We start from the raw sequence: 16,458 nt of genomic DNA on the forward strand, positions 1-16,458 counted from the left end.
CAGTCCTTGTGACTGGCTTTTTTATTTTTAAAAGATCACTGGTAGCCGCAACCCCTGTCTGCAGCAGGCAGATTTAGGTTGCGCCGAAGCAGAAGGGATCAATTAAATTGTCACTTGAATGGTTTTGGCAGTCAGGAATTTGTGCAGCAAATCTCCGGAACAAAAATTCCGTGATTTTAATTTGCCATTTGGCAAATAAAAATAATTTGACAATGAGTTCAACAGTAGGCAAGTTAGAACAGGCAAAATAAATAAGGGAGATGAGCGGGTGAAAAAACTTCTGTCATATAATCACATAAACTTTAATTGTAAGCCAATCTTATTAATCATTCTGTGAAAAATTTTGAGTGCTTCTTAATGATTTTTAATTAAGGAGATAAAACATGAAAATCATCTATACACTTTTTTTACTGGCATTATTAAAGTGCATTGTTCAGGTCTACGCACAAAACGAAACCTTACATTTATTAGATGAATTAAATGACCCATCAATGAGGGTGAGACTATCTGCACTCGAAATTATTAATAAGGAAAACTTAACTGAATATATTCCTCACCTCGAAGAATTGTATTATGCCCAATCCGAACCGTTGATGAAATATAGTTTTTTATTCACACTAAAAATATTAGGCTCCGAAAATATTATAAGTTATTGTATCGACTTCATTAACGAAGCAGATGCATTTGATCAAATGTTTCCGCCAAAAGATCCATTAGAGATGAAAGTGGAAGCAACTTTACTATTATTACATTCGGGTTATTACGAAACCATTAATTATGTTTTTGAGTTAATAGAGCGCGATAGCACAAATATTACAGCTGTTTCATTACACTCTCTGGAGCTGATTGCAGACAATGTCCCCGAATCCAGAACTGAAGTAAAAGAATATCTGAATTTTTTTATCGCTAATAGCAATGATGATATTCTTCGGTCAATTGCACTAAATATTTTAGCCAATCAATTTGGTAATGAGAGCGAAGAAGTACTTATTATGCGATCCAGGTCTGATCCAGAATTAATGGTGCGTTTGCGTTGTCTAAAAAACTTAATTTCCATTAAGTACCCTGAAATAAAAAATCTTTTGTATGAAAGATTGCATGCAGAGCCTGAGCGTTCTGGTCGGTTATATATTGCCGATACACTTCTCACAGCCTTTGGTGAGCCCTTGGATTTGCAAACAGTTAAAACGTATTCTTCTATCGAACCAGATATTCAAATGAGACCACTGTTTGATTATTTAGTTAGTAGTTTTAAACCTCATAAGCCTTCAATCCCTACACATGAAATGATAGACAGTCTCAACTCATACACAGATCAGCTGTTTCAATTTAGCTGGATAAAAAACGAAGAGGATTACAAACACTATAAAGAAAAAACAAAAAACCTTCGGGAACTGTTTGAGCAAAATAAAACAGACGAATTATGTTCAAACCTGAATTGGATTATTTCTCAAGCAGAATCACATTACGGAAGGGATGTACTTACAAAAGAAGGTTATAAGTTTTTATTTTATTACACGGGTTACATAAAAGAAAAAATTGAAACTGAATTTGATTGTCACAACTAAAGGGTAATTAAAATGAAAAAATATTTATTACTGGTTTTAATATGCCTTGCATTTCAATACTCAACTGCACAGATAAATGAACTTCCATTAGAACAGTTTTTAGACGGGGGTGAATCTCAAAAGATTAAAACTTTAAAGGATATTACTGATAATAATTTAACAGAATATATTCCTGCTATAGAGGAAAGAGTATTCTCCCAGGAAACATTGTTTTTACAATGGTTATTTCTGGAAGCTCTTCAAATTCTTGATTCCCCAAATGCAAAGGAACTGATCAACCACTTCATTGATCAGGTTGACGGGTTTAAATCAACCCGTATTGAAGATCCGCTTGAGTATAAAGCATTTGCAGCGATACTTCTTCTTGAACCAAATATTCAGGATTACTCCCGGTCTGAACTTATAATCGAATATTTTGAGAATACTACTGCAAATTATAATGCGAGAATTTTCACAAAGCTTAATGATGTTTATCAGAATGTTCCGAATCTTGATCAGCGGATTATTACTATTCTATTGAATTCTTTCAACTCTGGTGGAGACCCATTAAGTCACTATTCATTAATTATGTTAAATGAATTCAACTATAGCGGGATCATTCAGATTTGTTTGAATAGTGGTATCAATTCTCAAGATGAATGGATAAGAAATTATTGCTATGCTATTCTCCAAGACAGGAATTACAGTGAATTAAAAGATTTGTTGAAGGACAATATGAGCACAGAATCTTCAGGAAGAATCAGATACCGTCACTTAGGTAACCTGGTAAAATCGTTTGGTCAGCCCTCAGATATCAAATTCTGTATAGAATATTTGCCTAATGAGCAAGACCTGGAAATAAAACAGATGATGGAGTTTTCTCTAAAAGATTTCATACCAACCAATCCAAATTTACCTATTCCCCAAATGATAGACAGCCTCAACTCATACACTGACCAGTTATATCAATATGGCTGGATAAAAAACGAAGATGATTACGAAAGCTATAAAGAAAAAACAAAAAACCTTCGCGAACTGTTTGAGCAAAAGAAAACAGACGAATTATGTTCAAACCTGAATTGGATTATTTCTCAGGCAGAATCACATCACGGAAGTGATTTATTAACTGAAGAAGGTTATAAGTTTTTGTTTTATTACACGGGTTACATAAAAGAAAAAATTGAAACTGAATTTGGCGTTTGCAAATAAACAGGATTAATTATGAAAACCATATTCATCTGTTTTCTGTTTTTCTATTCAGTAATGTTTAGCCAAGACTTACCTCTCAAAGGGAAGTTAGAGTCACGTAGTTGGGGTTTAAGATGGGCTGCATTAGAACAGATCTCAAGAGAAGGATTGACAGAATATATTCCACTCCTTGAAGAACAGGCGTTAGATCAACCGATCTATGATCTTCGATATTCTTTTCTAAAAACATTAGTTGATCTTCATTCTAAAAACGCACAGAAATTAATTGTTAGGTATATCTCAGAAATTGAAATTAAGATTCCTGAACCACCGTTTAATAATTTAGACATTAATGAAGCGAAAAATAAAGCTGCAATTCTTTTAATTGATCTTGGGGACTATTCGCAGGTCGATTTAATATTCAATTATTTATCTAATGAACCTGTTTCTACATCAACCTCAGGTTTCGTTTCGTTACTAATATGGATCTATAACAAAGTCCCCGAAAAGAGACCTCAGGTAATAAGTCATTTACTTAATCATTTTAACTCTGAAAAATGTTCGAGTTTGACAAGAACTACTATTCTGAGATTTTTTGATTCTATTAATTATGAAGATATAGTTGAACTCTCCCTTTCCGGTTTTGAAGATGAAAATGATGAGGAACTAAGAAATATTAGTGCCTGGATACTTTACGAGCGTAATATTCCTGAATTAAGAAAAATATTAATGGCACGGATTCCAATTGAACCAGCACCTTCCTCCAAAATCCATATGATTTCCCGGTTGATAACAATGGGAGAACCATCCGATATTAATTACGTAAAGAACTTTATACCAACAGAAAAAAGTGAAGATCATAAATTCATTCACGAGATAAATCTTTCGAAATTTATTCCTAAAAAACCAGAGTTCACTGTTGGAGAAATGATAGACAGTCTCAACTCATACACTGATCAGTTATATCAATTTGGCTGGATAAAAAACGAAGTCGATTACAAACTCTATAAAGAAAAAACAAAAAACCTTCGCGAACTGTTTGAGCAAAAGAAAACAGACGAATTATGTTCAAACCTGAATTGGATAATATCTCAGGCAGAATCACAGCACGGAAGTGATTTACTTACAGAAGAAGGTTATAAGTTTCTGTTTTATTACACCGGCTACATAAAAGAAAAAATTGAAACTGAATTTGGTACATGTAAATAGCACTATGTTTGAAACAAAAAAAATATTTCTATTTGTCTTCATTTTTTTTGAAATGATTTCAGCGCAATGCGATTTGAATGAACTAATTATTTTGGTTCAGGAAGGAACCTTATCGGAAAAGCTGGAAAGTTTACAAGCTATCCGAGAGTGTGGGTTAACAGAATCTTTTCAATTTCTGAATGAACGAATAGAAATTGAGGATGATTTGTTCGTGCAAACTATGATTTTAACAACTCTTTATTTTATGGAATGCCCCAACATTGAAGCTGTAGCAGTGAATTTTTTGGATGTTATTGATAATTCAAATTATTCAATACTTGAAGAAACGGATAGAGCGAAATTAATTGCATCGGCAATTCTGCTGGAAAGAAATAACTGTTCTTATACCCAAAACATTTTTGATTATTTGACTCAATATGATATTAGGAATGGATGGATTTTCTCTTCGCTGAAAGCAATGCTGGAAGTTTCACAATTCGAACAGGTCTCAAGAAATGAGCTTATAAGCATACTTCAATCATCACCATATTATCATTCACGGGTTAATGCACTAATGATTATGACAGAGAAATACGGTGATCAGCAAACGCTTAATGTGTACAAATCAAGTATGATTAATGACGATTCAATGGGGGTACGGTTGTATAGCCTCAAAGCGTTATGCAAATATGAGTATGGCACTTTAGATATAGAATTAAGATCACTAATAGAAACGGATCCATCCTGGTATTTACGCAGAGTTTTTGTTGATACATTACTAAGTAAATATGGACAACCAATAGACCTATACGCTGTTCAAAATCATATATTAGTGGAAGAAAATGAAACTGCCCTATGGTGGATGCAGAACTCCATTAATAATTTTATTCCTCATAATCCAAATTTAACTATTCCCCAAATGATGGACAGCCTCAACTCATACACTGACCAGTTATATCAATTTGGCTGGATAAAAAACGAAGTCGATTACAAACACTATAGAGAAAAAACAAAAAACCTTCGCGAACTGTTTGAGCAAAAGAAAACAGACGAATTATGTTCAAACCTGAATTGGATAATATCTCAGGCAGAATCACATCACAGAAGTGATGTACTTACAGAAGAAGGTTATAAGTTTCTGTTTTATTACACCGGCTACATAAAAGAAAAAATTGAAACTGAATTTGGTGATTGCAAATAAATGGTTCTAAAATATTATCCTTCTTTTAATGTAGGGATCGGTCACAGATCGCTCCCTACTTTCTAATTGCTTCCGATTTAATTATTTTTGCATCAACTCAAATGATATTAAAACAAGAAGGATTGGAGCTTGGATGGCTTTGTTACCTATAACCCTTTACGGTGATAAGATACTAAGAAAAAAAGGGCATCGTGTTAAGGAAATTGGTATCGATACGATAGCGTTAATTAAAAATATGTTTGATACTATGCGCAACGCTAACGGTATCGGGCTTGCTGCAAACCAGGTCGGTTCGGATAAATCAATTTTCGTTGTTGATGTTTCAGTCATTGAAGGTAATGAACATATCAAACCTATTGCACTTATCAATCCGGATATAAAATTCTATTCCGAAGAAAAAGTTTTTATTGAAGAAGGATGTTTAAGCATTCCCGAAGTCAGAGCGGATGTTGAACGACCAAGGATGATTAAGATAACTTACCAGGATACTGATCTTCAGACTCATACGGTTGAAGCAGATGGAATACTTGCAAGAGTTATGCAGCACGAGTATGATCACCTGCAGGGAATATTATTCACTGACAGAATTTCCGATGAAGTTAAAAAAGAACTAAAGAAAGAATTAACCCAGATTCGCAAACGGGAAATTGAAATAGATTATCCCGTAACTGAAGACCCCGAATATCAACTTAAATAAAGCAGCTCGCCGATGAATATTATTTTTATGGGCACTCCGGATTTTGCAATTCCTTCATTAAGTGCACTCGTTCAAAGTAAACATAAAGTTGTCGCTGTTGTAACAACGCCGGATAAGGAAAGAGGACGCGGACAGAAAGTATCTTTTACTCCAGTTAAAGAATTTGCAGTTAAAAACTCAATTCCAGTACTCCAGCCGGAAAAATTAAAAGATGAAAAGTTTATTTCTGATTTAAAATCTTTTAATGCTGACTTATTTGTTATAGTCGCGTTCAGAATATTACCAAGAGAAGTATTTACAATTCCTTCAAGAGGGAGTTTTAATCTGCACGGCTCTTTGCTTCCAAAATACAGGGGCGCAGCGCCGATACAATGGGCGCTTATAAAAGGTGAAAGTGAAACCGGACTAACAACGTTCATGCTCGCTGATAAAGTTGATACAGGAAATATTCTTCTCCAGGAAAAAATAGAAATACAATCTGAAGATAATTTCGAATCACTCCACGACAGGATGAGTCTTAAAGGCGCTGAATTAGTAATTAAAACTGTTGATAAAATTGATTCCGGAAATTTTGAATTAATAAAACAGGATGATTCACTCGCTACTCCTGCACCGAAGATCACGAAAGAAATTTGTTTGATTGACTGGAATAAGTCTGCGCAGGAAATTCATAATCTCATAAGAGGATTATCACCGCATCCTGCAGCTTTCTTCCATTCCAATAACAAAGTGATTAAGGTTTACAAAACAGAAATAGTCAGTGACAAAAATTTAAAACCTAACGAAATCTATCAATCAAAAACTGAACTGATTATCGGCTGCGGAAAAGATGCTTTACAAATCCTTGAAATACAGCAGGAAGGGAAGAAGCGAATGAGTGTTGAGGAATTTTTGAGAGGGTTTAGTTTTTTGAAATTATGAAATTCATTCCAAAGTTTCGATTATATCTTCTATTTGCGTCTTATTTGTTGGTAAATGATTAACAGCAATATCCCATATCATTTCGTAATCTATCCCAAAATATTCATGTGATATTTTATTTCTCATATAATACATTTCTTTCCATGGTACTTCTGGGTACATCGCGACTAAATTTTCGGGTAAATTTTTTGCTGCTTCACCAATTATTTCAAAGTTTCTGACAACTGCATCAATGGTTTTTTGATCATTCATAAAAGAGTTAAAATCCATCCCAGCGATATATTCCGAGATTCTTCTCATTGACTGCAGCATATCATCCAAATACATTTTATATATGCGATCGTCTTTCTTCAATGTCAGATATACTGGACTTGATTCAGAATAAATTTATTTAACGGGGCTTTTAACGCATTCTTAGTAACCAGGTCAATCTTTCTGCTAAAAACTTTTTCAAGAAATATTTCTAAAGTAAGTAACTTCCAGCCGATTGGTCTTTCCAATTCAACCAATAAGTCAATGTCACTCTCTGCATTAAAAGTTTCATCTGCAAAAGATCCGAACAACCCAATGTTTTTAACAGAATATTCTCTCTGCAATATTGGTTTAATTTCATTTAATTTTTTTAGAATCTCTGATTTCGTATTCATATTAGTCCATCGCAATATATTCCTGATTGAAATATAATACTTAATATGGTAGAATATATAACAAGTTTTTTTTTCTGAAAGAATCCAACTATCTATTCACCACAACAAACACTGGCGCCTGTTGGTATTTATAAGTTGTATCAGTCAATTGTTTTATTTCTTTTGTCTTCCAGTTCATCAGCATTATGTGATACTGTGATTCATCATTAGTACTATGATCATAAGCAAGCCAGTTGCCATCAGAACTCCAGTCGTGCCAGCCTTCATTATCAGTACTGTTTGTTAATTTCCATTGTTTGCTTCCGTCAGGAGAAACTGCGAAAATATTGTTCCGTCCATCCTGTTTGGAAATGTAGGTGATAAAATTTTCTGTCGGGTGCCATTTGGGCGGACCCGCTTTATATCCAAAATCTTTAGCTGAAATATTATCCTCAGGATATGTTGTTAACTGTTTCATTCCTGAGCCATCAACATTCATTACATATAATTCTTCGTGTGTTGATCTGTCTCGTTTATCCTTCTGATACGCGAATACGATTTGTTTTCCGTCAGGTGAAAAGCAGGGGTCGCGGTACATTGCGGCAGTGTCGTTCGTTATCTGTTCATACTTCCCGGTTGAAGTATTTACTAAAAATAATTGATAACGGATTTCCTTTCCGATTCTCCCAGCAACTACCATTTCTTTGCAGTTATTCCTGCTGCTCATCCAGCTATCTTCCAGCCGAAGGTCAGTAACCTTCCTGATGTTCTTTCCATTCGCATCCATTTCATATAAAAAATAATTCCTGTAAGCTGTGTCACGGTCACTGATAAAGAAAAGTCTGTTCTTGTAAGAGTTATATGTCCATGCGACATCTTTATGTGCTGTCAGATTTTTTTTGTTGTTCCCATCAATGTCCATTATCATTACTTCGTAGTTGTCGGGCGCTGAACTGTCCGGGGCAAAAACATTGTAAGCAATTCCATATTCTGTCTTCTTCGGTTCATCTTTCTTTTCACAGCCTAAAAAAATTATTGAAGTTAAAAGCAGAGCTAATATTGGTTTCATAATTTCACTTTTACTTTATATGTGTGCGGTTATAAGATTGAATTAGATATTCAGAAACTTTTTTGTTAAAATGTTTTTCATCGGTAAGAACGATCATGTGAGAAATTCTCGGCATTGGTCCTGTAAGTTTTGATTTCTGAAGTGTGTCATTAAATGCGACATCACCAAGATCCATTCCCATTCTCAGTTCTTTTGGTTTAATGTTTATAGCAGCAAACTCCCTTGTTGCTGTAAACGAAACATAAGTTTTCTTGGCTATCATCTGAGTATCAGGAAAATCTTTCAGGATTTTTTTAGATACAAAATCAAACAATGGTTTCATCTGCTCTGATTTTACAAACTGGTTTTCCAGAAGATTATCTTCACTCTGATAAACAGGTTTTCCGTTATTCAGATAAATGCCTGCGACAAATGAAGCCTGCATATGATTCAGCTTATGTTCACTCTTCAGCCAGTTAAGAATTTCCATCTGTTTGGTAAAGCCTTTAGGTTTAACAACGGCTAACCATTGCTCAAGTGTTTTTCCGGTTTTTTCTTTTGCTGTTTGTATGAACTCTAATTCGAATTCGCCTGATGTTTTTGCCATATTACCTCCAGGCTCCGAGTATGAAGCCGATGATTGTGAAATAAACTACTATGTATCCGCCGTTGATAAAAATATATTTCCACGAACGTAATTCAAATAATGCAATAACTGCGAAGATTACTGCAGCCCAGCCAAAGCCGGTAAGGAAGCCTGCAGTCGCGCCCCATGCCGCATCTGTTTTTGCATCACCAAGAAAAAATGCCAGGTTATAACTCATTATCACTGAGAAAAGAATTGTCAAACCATACGTCTTAACAGGATTAACTTTCTTAAGAGCCTCCTCTGTTAAATTATTTTCTTTCTTCCATGCATTGTAAAACATTACGGGAGAATACCAGAGAGCACCAAGAACTAAATTGAAGATTGCGCAAACCGCAACAGCAAGATGATTTATATAAATGTCTTCCATCAAATAACTCCTGAATAATTTTCACGAAAAATATGAGGAAGGTCATTCGTTGTATTGTAAAAAATTTACCTAACCAACAGGAACATAATTCAACTGGTCATTTTTCATTTGAAGGTACTGTTCCGGTGAGAGCCCCGAAAAATTCCTGAAGTCGTGAATAAAGTGTGCCTGGTCGTAATAACCGCTTTCAATTGCTATTGCTGTCCAATCAATTTTATGTGAGATCTCAATCTCCTGTACAGCCTTTTGAAACCTGATGACTTTTAAAAAGGATTTCGGAGTAAGCCCGACATTTTCTTTAAATAATTTAATAAAATGTTTTTGTGAGTAACCGATCTTTTCAGAAATATTTTTGATCGATGATTGAGATGGCGAATGAACTATTTTATTCACCGCAAATTCAATAGCAGGGATTACACCCAGTTTCTTTGAATAATGTTTTAACAAATATTTTTCAGCGACGAAAAATTTATGATCAATGTTTTCAATAGAAAGAATCATTTCCCTCAGATTCATTATTTCATTGGTCAAAACAAGATCGCCGTCAACAACGCTGTCAGTAAGCTCGTGCAAAGGCATTTGCACAAACGGGTATGCTTTGCCTTTGTGGAAATTAATAATAAACATTTCGCTGTCACGCCCGGAAGGGATGGATATATAATTATTTCTTATTCCTGAAAACCAGACATTTCTGCATGCCTGTATTTCTTTAAGAGTATCATTGTCATAAATATATTTCGGGTAATCTGTAAGGTCGAAAACAACATTAATATTTCCATCCGGCAAAAATCTGTCGATAGAATGGACCGGATTAAAATCCCTGTAATAAATAAAACTCTCGATGAATAAATTTAACGGGTAGGACGGAATATGAAGTTTAAATACCATCAGGAAAAATAATTTAGTTTCTAAAATTTATTCGGATTTACGGGTGATGAATTCAAATGAGTATTTCATATTTCAATTGAATTACTGACTTATTATACAAAACCATAACCGTTAAATGCAACAAGTTGTTTTTAAATTCTTTGGTGCTAACCGCAAGTGTTGACAGAAAAAATGGTAAGGAAAAAAATGGTTCAACGGATTAACTCGCAGCAGATTTATTTTTTATAAGTGTAATGCCCGATGATCTTATAATCGAAGAGACAATCTTCCATCACCTGCCCGGCGCCGATATTGTGTACAATCATAAATCTTTTCCCATCTGAAGATTTTTTATTTACGAGAATACCGATATGAGTAACTGCGGGTCTGAGTTCCCAGCAAACAATATCACCGGGTAAATAATCCTTCGCATTACGGGTTATCGGTTTTACCATTCCGTGTCTCGTGAAGAATGTCATAAGATTCGGAACCCTGCGATGGTCTATGTTTTTATCAGGCTGTGTCAGTCCCCAGTGCTTAGGATATTTGCTGAAATTATTTTTCATATCCTCGTGGACTTCCTTCTGCAAATCAATTCCGAGTTTCCTGTAAGCGCGGATAATAACATCTGTGCATACACCTTTGTCTGCTGGTACATCTCCATTGGGATAAGTTATTGTAACGTAGTCGGGACTGTACGTAACTTTTTGCTTTGTTAAAGTGAGAGTGGAATCGGCGAGTTCAACAAAGAAATCACTTTGAGCTGAAGTGAGGGACGTGAAAATTATTAAAGTAAGAATAGAGAATGATCTTAGCATAAAAACCTGAATTGATTAAAAAGAAAATTTATTTTATACGGAGTTCTTCAAGCATTCGTTTTACTTGAAGATCTCCAAAACCATAAATACTTTCTCTTTTACAAAATTCTCTGAAAATTGTTCCGAAGTGTTTTGTATTTAATTCATTGGAAATATTCAGCAAGGTTTGTTTGGGTCTGCCTGGATTTCCTTCAGAAGGAATTAGTTCAATGTGTGCTTTGACAGCAGGGAGAAGAAAAGGATAATGTTTATTCAACTGTGTGGAAATTCTTAGAAGTTCGTTGACATTGTTATGCTGATAATTTTTCCAAAGGTGCTTTAACTGAGAAAAATCCGTTGGTGAAACAGGCTGTCTTCTACTGAAAGCTTGAATAAGTTCATCCTTGTTCATTCCGGCAAAACCATATTGAAGTCCTGCCGAAGGATGAACAAGGAAAAGAGAATTATCAATCCCATATTCATCAAGCAGATGGAAAACAAACCACATATTCACCTGGCAGAAAAGATCGTCCTCAAACCACAAGTTTATTTCTGAATCTTTTGGAATAGATCCTATTTTTTCAAACTCTGTGACCACATAAGAAAAATAATCGATATGTTTGGTTTCTTCATCAGCATTGTTGAGGAACTCTGCTCTTGCCGCAAACAACTTATCAAGAGTATCACCTTCAACACTTCCATCAACTAAACATTCACGGCAGATGATAATTTCTCCTGGTAAATCTTCCGGGAAAATGTCTTTCAGCGCATCGCCGTTAAGTATGTGAAAATTATTTCCCAACTATTAGCTCTTTCAAAACTTTTTATTCGTTGGACTTTTCGAAAGTTAATTCCATTACACCATGTTTCCAGATTGTTTCACCAAGTTCTTTCAGAAGTTGTATATCTTCATCAAAAACTTTTGCGAAGATGTTGCAGCAATCAAGACCTTTACCTTCGCCGTAATAAATGCCCATGCAGTTTGATGTTTTTGTACGCGCAGGTTTTAACGGACCATAAACAACTTCTCCCGGCATTGTAAATACTGATGCGTTTTCCTGGATGATGTCGAGAGGCGGTGCGTTGTCTATCCATATTTCCTGTCCTGAAACTCTTGCATGCATAAATGTACGGGTGAAGGGGAGAAGTGCGCTGAACGCTTTGCAGGTAACTGGTGCATCATCCGAATAATATTTGAAACGGATGATTTTGTTGTTCGGTGTTTTTAGGATGAAGGAGGGCATAAGATTTGTTCCTTACCAAAATTTCCAATTTTTTATTCTATTTAATATGGAATTGAAACTTAATATTTTCCTTGAATCTCGTTCGATGGATTCAGGGGAAAACGGAATATTTATTTCTACCACTTCATTTATTTTTGTCCACTCTTCGAAATTATCAAGGCGGAAGTTTTTATATAAATCTAAAATATCTGAAACCTCTTTTTCAATCTCGTCTATATCTCCATATTTATCATTGATTGCCAACTCATGATAATCATCCAAACCATACAAAAGATATTTTTCATTTTCGGATAAAACTGTGTTATAGGTTATCCAATTTAATATTTCTATAACTTTATCAATTGGTATCCTACCAATTTTCAATTCTAAGTAAAGTATTCCCATTATAACCCTTATTGGGAGAATAGAATTTACTTCACCGATGTAATTGTAAATCATAGCAACTATATCAGAAATTTTCTGATGACCGCTCAGGGAAATGTCTAAAATAATATTATCAGGCAGTTCATCGTGTTCGATAATTTTATCTGCCCATTTTATAATTTCATTTTTGTCGATTAATCCAAATGTCAATCCAAGACGATAGACTTCTAATAGTTCGATATAATTTTTAGGATTTGTAGTTTTCATTCTGAATATAACGCTTGCTATTATCTCTTCTTCCTAATCATCCCCAAAGAAAGCCAGCCAATGAGTATTATCATCACAAACATAATTACTCAGAGCCAGAATTTATTTTCAAAAAGAGATTTGATATCTGTCTTATCATCTTGTGTGAAAATTTCTTCAGCACCCAGTCTTAGATAAGTCAGTTTTATCAAAACTGCTTATGATTTAGTTGAATTGTCAATTTTTTTTATATAATTCAGGAACTGTTCTTTTATTATAGTGTCTATGTTACTTCTATTTGCATCATCCCAGTACCATTGATTTTCAGATTCATTCAAATCCTCTTTTGCAAAGTAAAGTAAATAAAAGTTCATGTACTCCTGATCATAATCTAAACCAAGACAAATATCTTTTAATTCTTTTAAAGTCGCGAGATAATTTTCAGGTTTAGCAACTGTATTGGAAATTATATAATAAGCATAGTTTCTAATTGTTAAATGCTTATCCTTGTATTCAAGATTTAGTTCAGATAAAACTTTGTGAGTCAATTCCTGAAGTTCGAATTGATTATATGGTTTAGAAATTCCAGCGAGTATATATAAACTATCAGATTCGTAACCTGCTAGCATCATTTCAACTGCCCAGTCAATCCAGCTTTCATCAATGTCTTCATTGAAAGCCTTTTTATATAATATTCGATATGTGGATAAAACTTTTGGCGTCATTTATTATTTCTCCTCAAAAATATATCTCTTAATTTCTTGCAATAAACTACTTAAAAATCTTACTCTGTTCAAACAGGGGAATACATCCTCAAATTTTCACTTCACTATTTCTCTTTCATCATTGCCAACTATTCATTAAAATTGGCGCATCCAAAATCAAAATTAGGACTCACCTTGGAATTCAAGAACAGTATTATCGATCAGATCGGCAACACCCCACTGATTAAATTGAATAAATTGAGTAAAGGATTAAAGCCACAGATATTTGCAAAGCTTGAATCTGCAAATCCCGGCGGAAGTGTCAAGGACAGGATCGGTCACGCAATGATAATTGATGCTGAACAAAAAGGTATTTTAAAACCCGGCGGAACTGTTATTGAAGCGACAAGTGGTAATACGGGAATCGGGCTTGCACTAACAGCTGCAGTTCGTGGTTATAAATGTATCTTTGTTGTTACTGATAAAGTCAGCGCAGAGAAAATTAATTACCTGCGCGCTCTTGGTTCTGAGGTGATTGTTGTTTCAAGAGCAGTTGATCCTGATGATCCTGAGTATTATGTGAATGTTGCAAAGCGTCTTCACAAAGAAATTCCTAATTCATTTTTTGCTTACCAGTATTCAAATCCATCCAATCCGGAAATTCACTATCGGACTACCGGACCTGAATTATGGCGGCAAACAGATGGAAAGATTACTCACTTCATTTCAAGTATAGGCACTGGCGGGACAATCAGCGGAACCGGAAGATATCTTAAAGAACAAAACCCGAACATAAAAGTAATAGCTGCTGATCCGCTCGGTTCAATATTCAAACATTTCAAAGAAACCGGTGAAATAATAAAAGGTACACCGTATCTTGTTGAAGGTATTGGACAGGATTGTCTTCCGGAAAATGTTCATTTCCAGTATATCGATAAAATTTATAACATAAGTGATAAGGAATCTTTTGCCGCCGCAAGAAGATTAACCAAAGAAGAAGGAATATTTGTTGGCGGAAGCACCGGAACAATTGTTCACGTTGCACTTGAGGTTTCAAAAAATTTAAGTGAAAATGATGTCGTCGTTTTTATTGTATGCGATACAGGCGAAAGATATTTGTCAAAGATGCACAACATTGAGTGGCTTAAACAAAACCGTATGCTTGAGCCTGAAGTACGGACACTACGCGATCTTTCAGATATCAAAAAGCAAAAAGGTTTTGAAGAAATAATTTCTGTAAAGGAAACAGATACAGTAAAAGATGTACTAAATCTTATCAGCAAAACAGGTTACTCACAAATTCCTGTTATGCATGGAAGGCAATCTATAGGCTGTATCAGAGAAAACAGACTGCTTACAAAAATGGTTGAGAATCCGTTGCTATATAATTCATCTATTAAAGAGGTGATGGAAGAATCGCTTCCAATTCTCGAAGCAAAAACCGAAATTGAGGAAGTGAAAAATTATCTTAAAACAAATTCAGCGATTCTGGTTAGTGATTTTGGTCTTGTTACTGATATAGTTACTCGTTACGATTTAATAAATTTGGACAGTATAAAATAAAAACTAAGTGAGCCTAAGTGTTCTTAGTGCCTTAGTGGTAAAGCCCTTTTCACCACCTAGACGCTTGGTTCACTAAGGAACACTAAGAAAAAAGGAAAAAGTTAATGGGATTTTCAACAGACGCTATTCATGCAGGACAAATTCCTGATCCAACCACTGGAGCAGTGATAACACCAATTTATCAAACCTCTACTTATGCCCAAGAAGAGCTTGGTAAGAATAAAGGATTTGAGTACGGACGCACACACAATCTGACACGTGCTGCTCTTGAAAAAAATATTGCCACACTCGAAAAAGGGAAACATGGGATCGCATTCAGTTCCGGTCTTGCTGCAACTCATTCATTGATGAGCCTGTTGAAAAAAGGCGATCACGTTATTATGTCCAACAATGTGTACGGCGGAACGTATCGCTTGTATGAATTGGTAATGAAGGATTTTGGAATTGAATTCTCCTGGGTCGATACAAGTGACCCGGCAAATATAATCTCTGTTCTTAAACAAAAAACGAAAATGGTTTTTGTTGAAACGCCGACAAACCCAATGCTTATACTTACTGACTTAAAAGCTGTCGCTGATATTTGTAAAGAGAACAATCTTATTTCTGTTTGCGATAATACTTTTATGAGTCCGTACTTTCAAAACCCGATTGACTATGGAATTGATATTGTACTTCACAGCACAACTAAGTATTTGAATGGTCACAGCGATATAATCGGCGGAATACTTGTAACAAATAATGATAAATATCACGAACGATTACGATATATTCAGAATGCTGCCGGCGGAGTGCCATCACCATTTGATTGCTGGCTTGTACTTCGTTCAACCAAAACACTTGCCGTTAGAATGAAACAGCATGAAGAAAACGCAAAAACTATTGCTGAATTTCTTTCTAAATCAGGAATTGCAAAAAAAGTAATTTATCCCGGACTTAAAGATCACCCGCAGCACGAACTTGCAAAAAAACAGATGCGTGGTTTTGGCGGAATGATTTCAGTCGATTTCGGAGATGAATACAAAGCAAAAAAACTGTTGAAGAATGTTAAAATATTTGCGCTTGCTGAAAGTCTGGGCGGAGTTGAAAGCCTGATAAGCCATCCATCAAGCATGACGCACGGTTCGGTTCCGAAAGAAGAGAAAGAAAAATTCGGGTTAACCGATTCACTCGTTCGTTTCTCTGTCGGGATTGAAGACGTAGAAGATCTAATTGACGATATTATAAACGCACTCAATTAAAAAG

At 35.0% G+C, this 16,458-nt stretch carries 19 protein-coding genes; 8 read left to right on the plus strand and 11 right to left on the minus strand.

Going from position 1 to position 16,458, the window contains the following annotated elements; translation table 11 throughout:
- The first annotated feature begins 383 nt into the window (after positions 1-383).
- From IPM56_05240 to IPM56_05265, 6 genes are all read left to right on the plus strand, one after another.
- On the plus strand, positions 384-1,568 hold the full coding sequence (locus tag IPM56_05240) for a hypothetical protein (GenBank protein QQS37361.1): 1,185 nt from the start codon (positions 384-386) through the stop codon (positions 1,566-1,568).
- 12 nt (positions 1,569-1,580) lie between these two features.
- Positions 1,581-2,756 (plus strand): hypothetical protein, encoded by a 1,176-nt coding sequence (locus IPM56_05245; protein ID QQS37362.1) that lies wholly within the window; start codon positions 1,581-1,583, stop codon positions 2,754-2,756.
- Positions 2,757-2,768: 12 nt separating this feature from the next.
- Entirely contained in the window at positions 2,769-3,944 is a 1,176-nt protein-coding gene (locus tag IPM56_05250; GenBank protein ID QQS37363.1) for a hypothetical protein, read from the plus strand.
- 73 nt (positions 3,945-4,017) lie between these two features.
- Entirely contained in the window at positions 4,018-5,124 is a 1,107-nt protein-coding gene (locus tag IPM56_05255; protein ID QQS37364.1) for a hypothetical protein, read from the plus strand.
- Positions 5,125-5,257: 133 nt separating this feature from the next.
- Positions 5,258-5,821 carry a peptide deformylase gene (def, locus tag IPM56_05260; GenBank protein QQS37365.1) on the plus strand — a complete coding sequence of 188 codons (564 nt, stop codon included), beginning with the start codon at positions 5,258-5,260 and terminating at the stop codon, positions 5,819-5,821.
- A gap of 12 nt (positions 5,822-5,833) precedes the next feature.
- Positions 5,834-6,742 (plus strand): methionyl-tRNA formyltransferase, encoded by a 909-nt coding sequence (locus tag IPM56_05265; GenBank protein ID QQS37366.1) that lies wholly within the window; start codon positions 5,834-5,836, stop codon positions 6,740-6,742.
- A 3-nt stretch (positions 6,743-6,745) separates the two neighbouring features.
- On the opposite strand, the gene IPM56_05270 is transcribed toward IPM56_05265, so the two are convergent.
- The 11 genes from IPM56_05270 to IPM56_05320 form a co-directional block, all read right to left on the minus strand.
- Complete coding sequence (locus tag IPM56_05270) at positions 6,746-7,069, minus strand: DUF86 domain-containing protein (protein ID QQS37367.1); 324 nt, start codon at positions 7,067-7,069, stop codon at positions 6,746-6,748.
- A gap of 29 nt (positions 7,070-7,098) precedes the next feature.
- Positions 7,099-7,389 (minus strand): nucleotidyltransferase family protein, encoded by a 291-nt coding sequence (locus IPM56_05275; protein QQS37368.1) that lies wholly within the window; start codon positions 7,387-7,389, stop codon positions 7,099-7,101.
- Positions 7,390-7,477: 88 nt separating this feature from the next.
- Positions 7,478-8,437, minus strand: coding sequence for a PD40 domain-containing protein (locus IPM56_05280; GenBank protein QQS37369.1), 960 nt, complete (start codon positions 8,435-8,437; stop codon positions 7,478-7,480).
- A gap of 10 nt (positions 8,438-8,447) precedes the next feature.
- Entirely contained in the window at positions 8,448-9,023 is a 576-nt protein-coding gene (locus IPM56_05285) for a DUF4287 domain-containing protein (protein ID QQS37370.1), read from the minus strand.
- Position 9,024: 1 nt separating this feature from the next.
- Positions 9,025-9,432, minus strand: coding sequence for a DUF1761 domain-containing protein (locus tag IPM56_05290; protein ID QQS37371.1), 408 nt, complete (start codon positions 9,430-9,432; stop codon positions 9,025-9,027).
- Between the two features lie 69 nt (positions 9,433-9,501).
- Positions 9,502-10,320 carry an AraC family transcriptional regulator gene (locus IPM56_05295; GenBank protein ID QQS37372.1) on the minus strand — a complete coding sequence of 273 codons (819 nt, stop codon included), beginning with the start codon at positions 10,318-10,320 and terminating at the stop codon, positions 9,502-9,504.
- 215 nt (positions 10,321-10,535) lie between these two features.
- Positions 10,536-11,117, minus strand: a complete 582-nt coding sequence (locus IPM56_05300; protein QQS37373.1) for a DUF1287 domain-containing protein — start codon at positions 11,115-11,117, stop codon at positions 10,536-10,538.
- 28 nt (positions 11,118-11,145) lie between these two features.
- On the minus strand, positions 11,146-11,898 hold the full coding sequence (locus IPM56_05305; protein QQS37374.1) for a DUF1835 domain-containing protein: 753 nt from the start codon (positions 11,896-11,898) through the stop codon (positions 11,146-11,148).
- A 22-nt stretch (positions 11,899-11,920) separates the two neighbouring features.
- Complete coding sequence (locus IPM56_05310) at positions 11,921-12,340, minus strand: DUF3830 family protein (GenBank protein QQS37375.1); 420 nt, start codon at positions 12,338-12,340, stop codon at positions 11,921-11,923.
- A gap of 12 nt (positions 12,341-12,352) precedes the next feature.
- Complete coding sequence (locus IPM56_05315) at positions 12,353-12,970, minus strand: hypothetical protein (protein QQS37376.1); 618 nt, start codon at positions 12,968-12,970, stop codon at positions 12,353-12,355.
- Between the two features lie 197 nt (positions 12,971-13,167).
- Positions 13,168-13,674, minus strand: a complete 507-nt coding sequence (locus tag IPM56_05320; GenBank protein ID QQS37377.1) for a hypothetical protein — start codon at positions 13,672-13,674, stop codon at positions 13,168-13,170.
- Positions 13,675-13,848: 174 nt separating this feature from the next.
- Between IPM56_05320 and IPM56_05325 the strand changes: the two genes are divergently transcribed.
- Both IPM56_05325 and IPM56_05330 read left to right on the plus strand, forming a co-directional pair.
- Positions 13,849-15,216: a pyridoxal-phosphate dependent enzyme gene (locus IPM56_05325; GenBank protein ID QQS37378.1), complete on the plus strand. Its 1,368-nt coding sequence runs from the start codon at positions 13,849-13,851 to the stop codon at positions 15,214-15,216.
- Between the two features lie 104 nt (positions 15,217-15,320).
- Positions 15,321-16,454, plus strand: coding sequence for a PLP-dependent transferase (locus IPM56_05330; protein ID QQS37379.1), 1,134 nt, complete (start codon positions 15,321-15,323; stop codon positions 16,452-16,454).
- Positions 16,455-16,458: the final 4 nt, after the last annotated feature.

It is taken from the genome of Ignavibacteriales bacterium, from assembly GCA_016700155.1.
In the GTDB taxonomy this organism is placed as follows: domain Bacteria; phylum Bacteroidota; class Ignavibacteria; order Ignavibacteriales; family Ignavibacteriaceae.

Bases quoted from the DNA above. Each gene is read 5' to 3' on its own strand.
- IPM56_05270 (QQS37367.1), bottom strand. From the start codon at position 7,069: ATGTATTTGGATGATATGCTGCAGTCAATGAGAAGAATCTCGGAATAT.
- def (QQS37365.1), top strand. From the start codon at position 5,258: ATGGCTTTGTTACCTATAACCCTTTACGGTGATAAGATACTAAGAAAA.
- IPM56_05280 (QQS37369.1), bottom strand. From the start codon at position 8,437: ATGAAACCAATATTAGCTCTGCTTTTAACTTCAATAATTTTTTTAGGC.
- IPM56_05295 (QQS37372.1), bottom strand. From the start codon at position 10,320: ATGGTATTTAAACTTCATATTCCGTCCTACCCGTTAAATTTATTCATC.
- IPM56_05290 (QQS37371.1), bottom strand. From the start codon at position 9,432: ATGGAAGACATTTATATAAATCATCTTGCTGTTGCGGTTTGCGCAATC.
- IPM56_05245 (QQS37362.1), top strand. From the start codon at position 1,581: ATGAAAAAATATTTATTACTGGTTTTAATATGCCTTGCATTTCAATAC.
- IPM56_05300 (QQS37373.1), bottom strand. From the start codon at position 11,117: ATGCTAAGATCATTCTCTATTCTTACTTTAATAATTTTCACGTCCCTC.
- IPM56_05310 (QQS37375.1), bottom strand. From the start codon at position 12,340: ATGCCCTCCTTCATCCTAAAAACACCGAACAACAAAATCATCCGTTTC.
- IPM56_05320 (QQS37377.1), bottom strand. From the start codon at position 13,674: ATGACGCCAAAAGTTTTATCCACATATCGAATATTATATAAAAAGGCT.
- IPM56_05240 (QQS37361.1), top strand. From the start codon at position 384: ATGAAAATCATCTATACACTTTTTTTACTGGCATTATTAAAGTGCATT.
- IPM56_05330 (QQS37379.1), top strand. From the start codon at position 15,321: ATGGGATTTTCAACAGACGCTATTCATGCAGGACAAATTCCTGATCCA.
- IPM56_05315 (QQS37376.1), bottom strand. From the start codon at position 12,970: ATGAAAACTACAAATCCTAAAAATTATATCGAACTATTAGAAGTCTAT.
- IPM56_05275 (QQS37368.1), bottom strand. From the start codon at position 7,389: ATGAATACGAAATCAGAGATTCTAAAAAAATTAAATGAAATTAAACCA.
- IPM56_05285 (QQS37370.1), bottom strand. From the start codon at position 9,023: ATGGCAAAAACATCAGGCGAATTCGAATTAGAGTTCATACAAACAGCA.
- IPM56_05250 (QQS37363.1), top strand. From the start codon at position 2,769: ATGAAAACCATATTCATCTGTTTTCTGTTTTTCTATTCAGTAATGTTT.
- IPM56_05265 (QQS37366.1), top strand. From the start codon at position 5,834: ATGAATATTATTTTTATGGGCACTCCGGATTTTGCAATTCCTTCATTA.